The following is an 8,566-nucleotide window of genomic DNA, read 5'->3' on the forward strand; positions in this document are numbered from 1 at the left end:
CGTCAATACGGTGGAAGCATCCGGTGTCACAAAAAAACAGTGAGACTTTTATTGCATATTTATTGTGCAATAAAGGTCTCTTTTTTTATACAAAAATTCCTGTTGGAAATACTTAGGAAAAAGGAGGAAATCATATGAAACAAATTTATCAGCAAACACCGGAGGAGGTTCTGAAACATGTGAACAGCAGAGAATCCGGACTTACCGGCGAAGAAGTAAAAAAAGCCAGAGAGATCTACGGCTGGAATGAACTTGCGGAAGGAAAAAAGAAAAACATCCCACAGATTTTCTTTGAACAGTATCGGGATTTTCTGGTGCTTATTCTGATTGCGTCGGCAATCATATCCGGTGTGCTCGGAGACATGGAAAGCGCGCTCGTTATCCTGATCGTTATCACAATTAACGCAATTTTAGGAACTGTTCAGACCATAAAGGCAGAACAATCCCTGCAAAGCCTGAAGACGCTTGCCGGCCCGGAAGCCAAAGTATTGCGCGACGGCACAGTCGTTCAGCTTCCGGCAAGGGAGCTGGTCATCGGGGATATCATCTTGCTTGAGGCTGGCGATATGATTCCGGCAGACGGAAGATTAATCGAGAACGCCAGTCTGAAGATTGACGAAAGCGCTCTCACCGGAGAAAGCCTTGCTGTAGAAAAAAGCCTGGATACTCTTTCCGCAGAGGTTCCCCTTGGCGATCGAACCAATATGCTGTTCTCCGGAAGCTTTGTGACCTATGGACGCGGCAGGGCAGTTGTGACCGCCATCGGAATGCAGACCGAAGTCGGGAAGATTGCCGGACTTTTGAAATCCACCTCAGAAAAGCAGACGCCTCTTCAGGTAAATCTGGAGGCCTTCGGAAAGAAGCTTTCCATCTTAATTCTGCTTTTCTGCGGAATCTTATTTGCCCTCAGCGTATTCCGGGGCGAACAGCCCGGCAACGCCTTTCTGTTTGCCGTAGCGCTTGCGGTCGCTGCAATTCCGGAGGCCTTAAGCTCCATCGTCACCATAGTTCTTTCCTTTGGAACGCAGAAAATGGCGAAGGAACACGCTATCATTCGCAAGCTTCAGGCGGTGGAGGGGCTTGGAAGTGTCTCCATTATCTGTTCCGATAAAACAGGAACGCTTACCCAGAACAAGATGACCGTAGAGGATTATTATATAGATGAAAAACGGATTCCCGCGTCTGCCATTGATGTAATGGTTCCGGCGCAGCGATATCTTCTGGACTGCAGTATTTTATGCAATGATTCAACCAATGAAAACGGAGTCGAAATCGGAGATCCCACAGAAACTGCTCTGATTAATCTGGGAAGCTGCTGCGGAATTCATGCCGCGGAAGTAAGAAGCGCTTATCCCAGGAACGGAGAACTTCCCTTTGACAGTGAACGTAAAATGATGTCAACCCTTCATAAGATAGACGGTGAAAACCGACTGATCGTAAAGGGCGCGGTAGACTGTCTCCTTGAACGGACGGAACAAATCTGGACCAAAGAGGGCGTCCGGGAAATGACAGCGGACGATAAAGAGAAAATCCAAAAACAGAATCAGGAATTTTCCATGGAAGGACTCCGCGTGCTTGCCTTTACCTACCGGCCACTTCCGGAAAAACATCTCTTAACCGCCGAAGATGAAAATCATCTGATCTTCCTGGGTCTGATCGCTATGATGGATCCGCCAAGAGAGGAATCGAAGGCAGCGGTTGCCGAATGTATCAGAGCCGGAATCCGGCCGGTTATGATCACCGGGGATCATAAGATAACAGCGGCGGCAATTGCGAAAAGAATCGGCATTTTACAGAACTTATCTGAAGCCTGCGAGGGAGCGGACATTGAACATTTAAGCGATGAGGAGCTAAAAGCGCTGGTTCCGAATATTTCGGTGTACGCAAGAGTATCCCCGGAGCATAAGATCCGTATTGTCCGCGCATGGCAGGAAAGAGGTATGATTGTCGCAATGACCGGCGACGGCGTCAATGATGCCCCTGCGCTGAAGCAGGCAGACATTGGCGTTGCCATGGGAATCACCGGAACAGAGGTTGCCAAGGATGCCGCTGCGATGGTGCTTACCGATGATAACTTCGCAACGATTGTAAAGGCCGTGGAAAATGGCCGTAACGTCTATCGGAATATTAAGTACGCCATCCAGTTTCTGTTATCCGGAAATTTCGGAGCAATCCTGACGGTTCTTTGCGCGTCGATAGCAGGCTTTCCGGTTCCGTTTGCACCGGTACATCTACTGTTTATCAATCTTCTGACAGACAGCCTTCCGGCAATTGCCCTGGGCGTAGAGCCCCATAGCAGCGAGGTCATGAATGAAAAGCCGCGCGCTGCGGGTGAGTCGATTCTGACAAAAGATTTTCTCAGCAAAATCGGCCTGGAGGGCCTGGTCATCGGTATCATGACGATGGTTGGATTTCTGACCGGATACCATCAGAACGGCGCGCTGCTTGGAAGCACGTATGCATTTGGAACCCTTTGCCTGTCGCGTCTGTTCCACGGCTTTAACTGCAAATCCGATCACCCGGTTCTCTTTACCAGCCGCTTCTTTCACAATAAATGGCTGTTGGGAGCCTTTGCTCTGGGCGCAGTGCTTATCACAGCCGTACTGACCCTTCCCGGCCTTCATCTCCTGTTTAAGGTGGAATCTCTGAACCTGACGCAGCTCGGCCAGGTATACCTGTATGCAGTTATCAGTCTTCTGCTCATTCAGGCGCTGAAATGGATTCGTATGAAATCAAAAAAGAATGGAGAAAACAATGGATCTAAATAACTTATCCATGAAAAAAATCCGCGAACTCATCGTATTTACCGCATTTCTTGTCATTGCGCTGTGGAAATTCGATATCGTGATCGACGTAATAAAAACCATCTGGAACATCCTGTCTCCCTTTGCGTTGGGAGGCGCCATCGCCTTTGTCATCAATGTTCCCATGAGCTTCTTAGAAAAGAAGCTTTTTGGAAAAGCAAAGGAAAAAGGAACGAAGGCCGCCGAAAAATTCGCGCGGCCCGTAAGCCTGCTTCTCACCCTTACCGGGATTGTCGTCCTCCTTATCCTCGTGATGTTTGGAGTCATTCCCCAGCTTACCAGAACCATCGGAACTCTAATTACAAACATCACTGCCTTTATTCCTCAGATGCAGGCCTGGATCCTGGAATTTTCACACAATAACCAGGAAATCATGCAGCTGGTAAACCAGATCCGGTTTGACCCGGACCAGGCCGTCAGATGGGGAATGGGCCTTCTGGGAAAAGGAACCGGGAATGTGATGAATACGACCATACTGGCTGTCGGCTCCATCGTCAGCGGTATCACGACCTTTTTTATCGCGTTTTCTTTTGCCTGTTATATTCTGTTTCAGAAGGAAAAATTGCGTATCCAGGTAAGGAAGGTCTTTTTTGCCTTTCTCCCAAAAGAAAAAGCGGAAGCCTCCCTTCGAATCTGTTCCCTGACCTATCGGACCTTTGCAAATTTTCTTACCGGACAGTGCCTGGAAGCGGTGATTCTCGGAAGTATGTTTCTCCTTGTCTTAAGTATTTTAAAAATGCCCTATGCGCTTTTAATCGGAATTCTGATTGCGTTTACCGCTTTAATTCCCATTTTCGGCGCATTCATAGGCTGTGCGACAGCAACCTTTCTCATTTTCATGGTAAGTCCCAAACAGGCTGTTTTGTTTATTCTTGTATTTCTGATTCTTCAACAGCTGGAGGGAAATCTGATTTATCCTCATGTAGTCGGCGACTCTGTCGGGCTGCCCTCCATCTGGGTGCTTGCGGCTGTGACAATTGGCGGAAATCTGATGGGAATTGTGGGAATGCTTGTCTTTATCCCACTGACCTCCGTTTTGTACACCCTTTTCCGGGAGTACGTATATCTGCGCCTGAAAAAGCGGCACATAAACTGGCAAAATTTTTCTTGACCTCTCTTTTTCTCCGCGTTACTATAAGAAAGATTTAAAATCGTGTTCTTATGACATCGAAAAGGAGAGCCTGCTATCTATGTTAGATCTGACCGAAGGGCGCCCGTTCCGGGCGCTTCTTATCTTTGCCCTTCCGGTAATCGGAGGCAACCTGTTCCAGTTATTTTACACGCTGGCAGATTCTGTCATTGTGGGACGGACGCTGGGTGCCGACGCGCTGGCTGCCGTGGGCGCCACCAGTATGATTGTATATTTTGTACTCTGCTTTATCCAGGGCTTTACCAATGGCTTCGGTATCTGTCTGGGCCAGCGGTTCGGCGCAAAAGACACAGACGGTATGCGCAGAAGCGTAGCTGCGTCCACCCTGTTAAGCATCCTTTTTACCATTTTCGTAACACTGGTTTGCTGCGCGCTCTCCCGCCCGATCCTGGACTGGATCCATACGCCGGAGGATATCTATCAGCAGGCCTATGACTATATGTTCGTTATCCTGCTGGGCACCGCCGCGCCGGTCTTCTACAACCTGATCTCCAATCTGCTCCGGGCTCTCGGCGACAGCCGGACGCCCCTGTACTTTCTGATCTTTTCTTCGCTCTTAAATGTGGTTCTTGATATCGTTTTTATCGTCCCACTGCACATGGGCGTAGCAGGTGCTGCCTGGGCGACGGTACTGTCCCAGTTTATTTCGGCCTTTTTGTGCCTGATTGCAGGCTTACGCTCCTTTGAAATACTGCGGCTCCACCGGACGGATTTTCACGGCATCGGCACGGATCTTATCTCCCATCTGAAAATCGGTTTTCCCATGGGCTTCCAGATGTCTGTCATGTGCATCGGCCAGATCTCCATGCAGTCTACCGTCAACGCGTTGGGATCTGCGGCAGTCGCCGGCTATACAGCCGCTACCAAGGCCGATCAGGTATCCGTTCTGGTCAATAACGCCATGATGACCGCTATCTCCAACTATGTGGCCCAAAACTATGGAGCTGGTAAAAAGGACAGAATTCTGGCAGGCGTCCGGGCTTCTCTGCTCCAGACGGAGGCCCTAAATCTCCTGATGTGCGCCGGAATCATTCTGCTGCGCCACCCCATTGTAACACTTTTTATCGCAAATCCCAGTGATGAAATCTTCTCCTACGCCAACGGCTATCTGCTGACCGTAGCTCCCTTCTACTGGCTGCTGGGACTTCTGGCTGTCTACCGGACCAGCATCCAGAGCATGCAGAATGGTACTGCTCCCTTTGCCGCCTGTATGATTGAACTTGTCATGCGTCTGGCCGCCACCATCGGCCTTACGGCAGCTATCGGCTATATGGGCGTCTGTCTGGCCAGTCCTCTGGCCTGGGCCGGAGCCTGCGGACTGCTGATTCCGGTATATTACCGGATGATCCGGACTCTGAATTTTGCTGATACTTAAGCAGTTATGGTTTTCTTTCTTACGCTGGCTAAATCTCCCACACCGGTTCTGTCTCCCGGCTGTCCCGCTCCTGTTCCACGCGCTCAGCGGTATTGCGGATAGCCGCCTCATGACCGGTCAGGGCTGCGAAGGGGGAAAACTGGGCTGCCCGATCAGCGCGGGACATCTGGGGATGTACCGTGGACTGGTGGTGCGGTAAATGGATGATATCTTTGTATGAATCTGATTTTCCCATAAATCAAAATCTTCTTTCTAAATGATTTTCTTTCTGATTTTCCGCATAACAAGCGGCAGCTCTGCCCTAGGCCCGGTGGCCTCCGATCTGGCTGTTCCGGTGCTGGGCGGTGGCTCCTTCCTGCAGGTTCGATCCCTTCAGAATTGCGTTTTTTCCATATCGTTTCTTGATGTCCAACATGGCTTTCTGCAACCGTTTTTCTTTTTCTAAAGCTTCTTTCTGCGCTTCCGTTTCCTTTTTTTCTGCCTCATAATCGGTAAACAGGCTGAGCTGCTCATAGGTCTCTTTCTTCTGTACGCTCTCTTCCCGCACCAGATGATTGGCCGTCACTGTAATCCGACGTACCAGAAGCTTCGGATCCACAATCCGGGCATACAATTCCGACACTGCCCTCACCAGAAGCTCTGCAGAAGCTGTCTGGCACTCCAGACGGCTCGACCCGTGAGCATGCTTAGGAACCCGGCGTCCATATCGGTCCACGGTAATTTCCCCATGATAATTCTTTCTGCGCTCCGGCTCCGTCAGATTCTCTATATCGTATCCAACCGTCAGCACCAGCTGATCGGTCACCAATCCTTTGTCCACCAGATCCAGCGCCAGCAAATCGGTCATCTCCCGGACCACCATCCGGGCTTTTTCATATTCGTAAGGATACTGCAGCACCTGACCGGAGACTATACTGTTGTTCTCCGGCTTGTACGCCTTAATCTCCGGGATCGTACAGGGCTCCCAGCCCCAGGCGTGATCGATTAGAAGCTCCGCATTGACGCCGAACATTTTATAAAGAAGCTCTTCGTTGTAGTAATCGTCTGGCTTTCCTATGGAACAGCGGGCGACATCACCCATGGTATACATGCCCTGCTCCTGAAGCTTTCTGGCATAGCCGGGCCCCACCCGCCAGAAATCCGTCAGCGGCCGGTGCGTCCAAAGCTTCTGCCGATAGGACATCTCATCCAGCTCCGCAATCCGGATTCCGTCTGCATCCGGTCTGGCATGCTTGGCCAGGATATCCATGGCTATCTTGCACAGATACAGATTCGTTCCGATCCCGGCTGTAGCTGTAATACCTGTCTCCCGGTAAACAGAGCGAATCATTTCTATGGCCAGCTCCCGGGGCGTCTTCCGGTAGGTATGCAGATAGGTGCTCACATCCATGAATACCTCGTCGATGGAATAGACATGCATATCATCCGGCGCAATATAGTTCAGATATATCTCATATATTTGCGAGCTGTATTCCAGATAATACGCCATACGGGGCGTCGCTACAATGTAATCCAGCGCGTATTCCGGATGTGCCGCCAGCTCTGCCGCATCGGAGGATGAGCCTGCAAACCTTCCTCCCGGCGCCCGCCGAAGCCGTTCCGCATTGACCGCACGTACTCTCTCTACTACCTCGAAAAGCCTGGCCCGTCCAGAGATCCCGTATGCCTTCAGCGCAGGCGTCACTGCCAGACAGATGGTTTTTTCCGTCCGCTCCGGATCTGCCACCACCAGATTCGTCGTCAGCGGATCCAGTCCCCGTTCCCGACATTCCACAGAGGCATAGAAGGATTTTAAATCAATCGCCACATAGCAATGTTCTTTTCCCATTTTTCCAAACACCTCCAACCGCTTCCGGTGTCGATTTTCTTATTATGCTTATTATTCTTGTCCTTATTATAAAACAGCCGCATCTTATTTTCAAGAACGGATGTTCGATTTTTATCTGTTTTTCTGTCCCACCTGCCAGAACGCCACCGCGCTGGCCGCCGCCACATTCAGGGAATCTACCCCGTGGGACATAGGAATTTTTACCGTATAATCGCAGTCCGCAATGGTAGAAGCAGCCAGGCCGTCCCCCTCGGTTCCCAGAATCAGTGCCAGCTTTTCCTCACTCATCAGATCCGGATCATCAATACTGACCGAATCGTCCTTCAAAGCCAGGGCTGCGGTTTTAAAGCCAAGCTCCCGCAACAGTCCGATTCCTTTTTCCGGCCAGTCCTCTTTGTCGAAAAAGGTCCAGGGAATCTGAAATACCGTTCCCATACTGACCCGGACCGCCCGGCGGTAAAGGGGATTGCTGCAATCGAAGGTCAGAAGCACCGCATCCATATGAAGGGCAGCCGCGGAACGGAAAATAGCGCCCACATTCGTAGGATTTACCACATTTTCCAGAATGGCAATACGCCGGGCGTTCCCGCACACCTCCCGCACAGACGGAAGGGCTTTCCGGTACATGGCACAGAGCATTCCCCTAGTCAGCTTAAAGCCTGTAAGCTGCGCCAGAACCTCCATTTCCGCCGTGTATACAGGAATATTTCCCAACCGCTCCAGAACCGTCCTTGCTTCTCCCGCAAGCTGCCGTTTTTCCACCAGGCAGGACACCGGCTCATACCCTGCATCCAGCGCCCGTTCGATGACTCTGGGGCTTTCCGCGATAAACATGGCTTCTGCCGGGTTTGCCCGGTTGACTAACTGATTTTCGCTGGTACGCGCGTAGATATCCAGCTCCGGCGCGTCAAAACTGCTGATTTCTATGATATGAGACATATTCTTTTCCTTTTCTTATCTGATTTACACATTCTGAATACATACCATTTATCCACATTTTCTGTTAAACAGAATCTATCTTTCAACATTCTGTTTCTGATTTCCACAATGTACTCTCCTGTTAGAAGGCCTGGAAAATTCGGTATCATTTCGTTATCTATTATAGCAGATAGTCCAAAGCTTTGATATACTGCATTTATAATGGAACACTCGCAAAAAAACGGCAGAGAATTTTCCCTGCCGTTTACTTCTTCTTATCTAATTTTTCACATCTGCTCTTCCAACATTTTCACAATCAAAGGCTTTTGCTGCAGACCGGAAAGACGCTTGAGTTCTTTTCCATCCTTCATAAGAATCAGAGTCGGATAGCCGGATACCTCATACTCGTCTACCAGCTCTTTATTCTTGTCGAAATCCACTTTCAGAATCGTAGCTTTATCCCCACAAGTCTTGTCCACATCTGCCAACAC

The 8,566-nt window shown here is 50.0% G+C and carries 7 protein-coding genes; 3 read left to right on the forward strand and 4 right to left on the reverse strand.

All coding sequences use genetic code 11. The features are described 5' to 3' along the window. Positions 1-134: 134 nt before the first annotated feature. From ACTRC3_RS11045 to ACTRC3_RS11055, 3 genes are all read left to right on the forward strand, one after another. Positions 135-2,768 (forward strand): cation-translocating P-type ATPase, encoded by a 2,634-nt coding sequence (locus tag ACTRC3_RS11045; protein ID WP_440323101.1) that lies wholly within the window; start codon positions 135-137, stop codon positions 2,766-2,768. Next, positions 2,755-3,915 carry an AI-2E family transporter gene (locus ACTRC3_RS11050; protein ID WP_440323102.1) on the forward strand — a complete coding sequence of 387 codons (1,161 nt, stop codon included), beginning with the start codon at positions 2,755-2,757 and terminating at the stop codon, positions 3,913-3,915. Before ACTRC3_RS11045 ends, ACTRC3_RS11050 begins: the two co-directional genes overlap by 14 nt. 79 nt (positions 3,916-3,994) lie before the next feature. Further along, a complete protein-coding gene (locus tag ACTRC3_RS11055) occupies positions 3,995-5,329 on the forward strand; it encodes an MATE family efflux transporter (protein ID WP_440323103.1) in 1,335 nt (444 codons plus the stop codon). 28 nt (positions 5,330-5,357) lie between these two features. Here the strand turns inward: ACTRC3_RS11055 and ACTRC3_RS11060 are convergent, their stop codons facing one another. The 4 genes from ACTRC3_RS11060 to ACTRC3_RS11075 all read right to left on the reverse strand — a co-directional run. Beyond that, positions 5,358-5,564, reverse strand: a complete 207-nt coding sequence (locus ACTRC3_RS11060; RefSeq protein ID WP_440323107.1) for a hypothetical protein — start codon at positions 5,562-5,564, stop codon at positions 5,358-5,360. Positions 5,565-5,630: 66 nt separating this feature from the next. Beyond that, positions 5,631-7,157 (reverse strand): Y-family DNA polymerase, encoded by a 1,527-nt coding sequence (locus ACTRC3_RS11065; RefSeq protein WP_440323104.1) that lies wholly within the window; start codon positions 7,155-7,157, stop codon positions 5,631-5,633. A 111-nt stretch (positions 7,158-7,268) separates the two neighbouring features. Continuing rightward, positions 7,269-8,096 (reverse strand): TrmH family RNA methyltransferase, encoded by an 828-nt coding sequence (locus ACTRC3_RS11070; RefSeq protein WP_440323105.1) that lies wholly within the window; start codon positions 8,094-8,096, stop codon positions 7,269-7,271. 266 nt (positions 8,097-8,362) lie between these two features. Continuing rightward, positions 8,363-8,566 (reverse strand): thioredoxin family protein (locus ACTRC3_RS11075; protein ID WP_440323106.1); only part of this gene is annotated, 204 nt, incomplete at its 5' end.

It is taken from the genome of Laedolimicola sp., assembly GCF_051972735.1.
GTDB classification, from domain to species: domain Bacteria; phylum Bacillota; class Clostridia; order Lachnospirales; family Lachnospiraceae; genus Laedolimicola; species Laedolimicola intestinihominis.

Excerpts from the sequence above, each read along its gene's own strand:
- ACTRC3_RS11045 (WP_440323101.1), top strand. The coding sequence starts at position 135 with ATGAAACAAATTTATCAGCAAACACCGGAGGAGGTTCTGAAACATGTG.
- ACTRC3_RS11050 (WP_440323102.1), top strand. The coding sequence starts at position 2,755 with ATGGATCTAAATAACTTATCCATGAAAAAAATCCGCGAACTCATCGTA.
- ACTRC3_RS11055 (WP_440323103.1), top strand. The coding sequence starts at position 3,995 with ATGTTAGATCTGACCGAAGGGCGCCCGTTCCGGGCGCTTCTTATCTTT.
- ACTRC3_RS11060 (WP_440323107.1), bottom strand. The coding sequence starts at position 5,564 with ATGGGAAAATCAGATTCATACAAAGATATCATCCATTTACCGCACCAC.
- ACTRC3_RS11065 (WP_440323104.1), bottom strand. The coding sequence starts at position 7,157 with ATGGGAAAAGAACATTGCTATGTGGCGATTGATTTAAAATCCTTCTAT.
- ACTRC3_RS11070 (WP_440323105.1), bottom strand. The coding sequence starts at position 8,096 with ATGTCTCATATCATAGAAATCAGCAGTTTTGACGCGCCGGAGCTGGAT.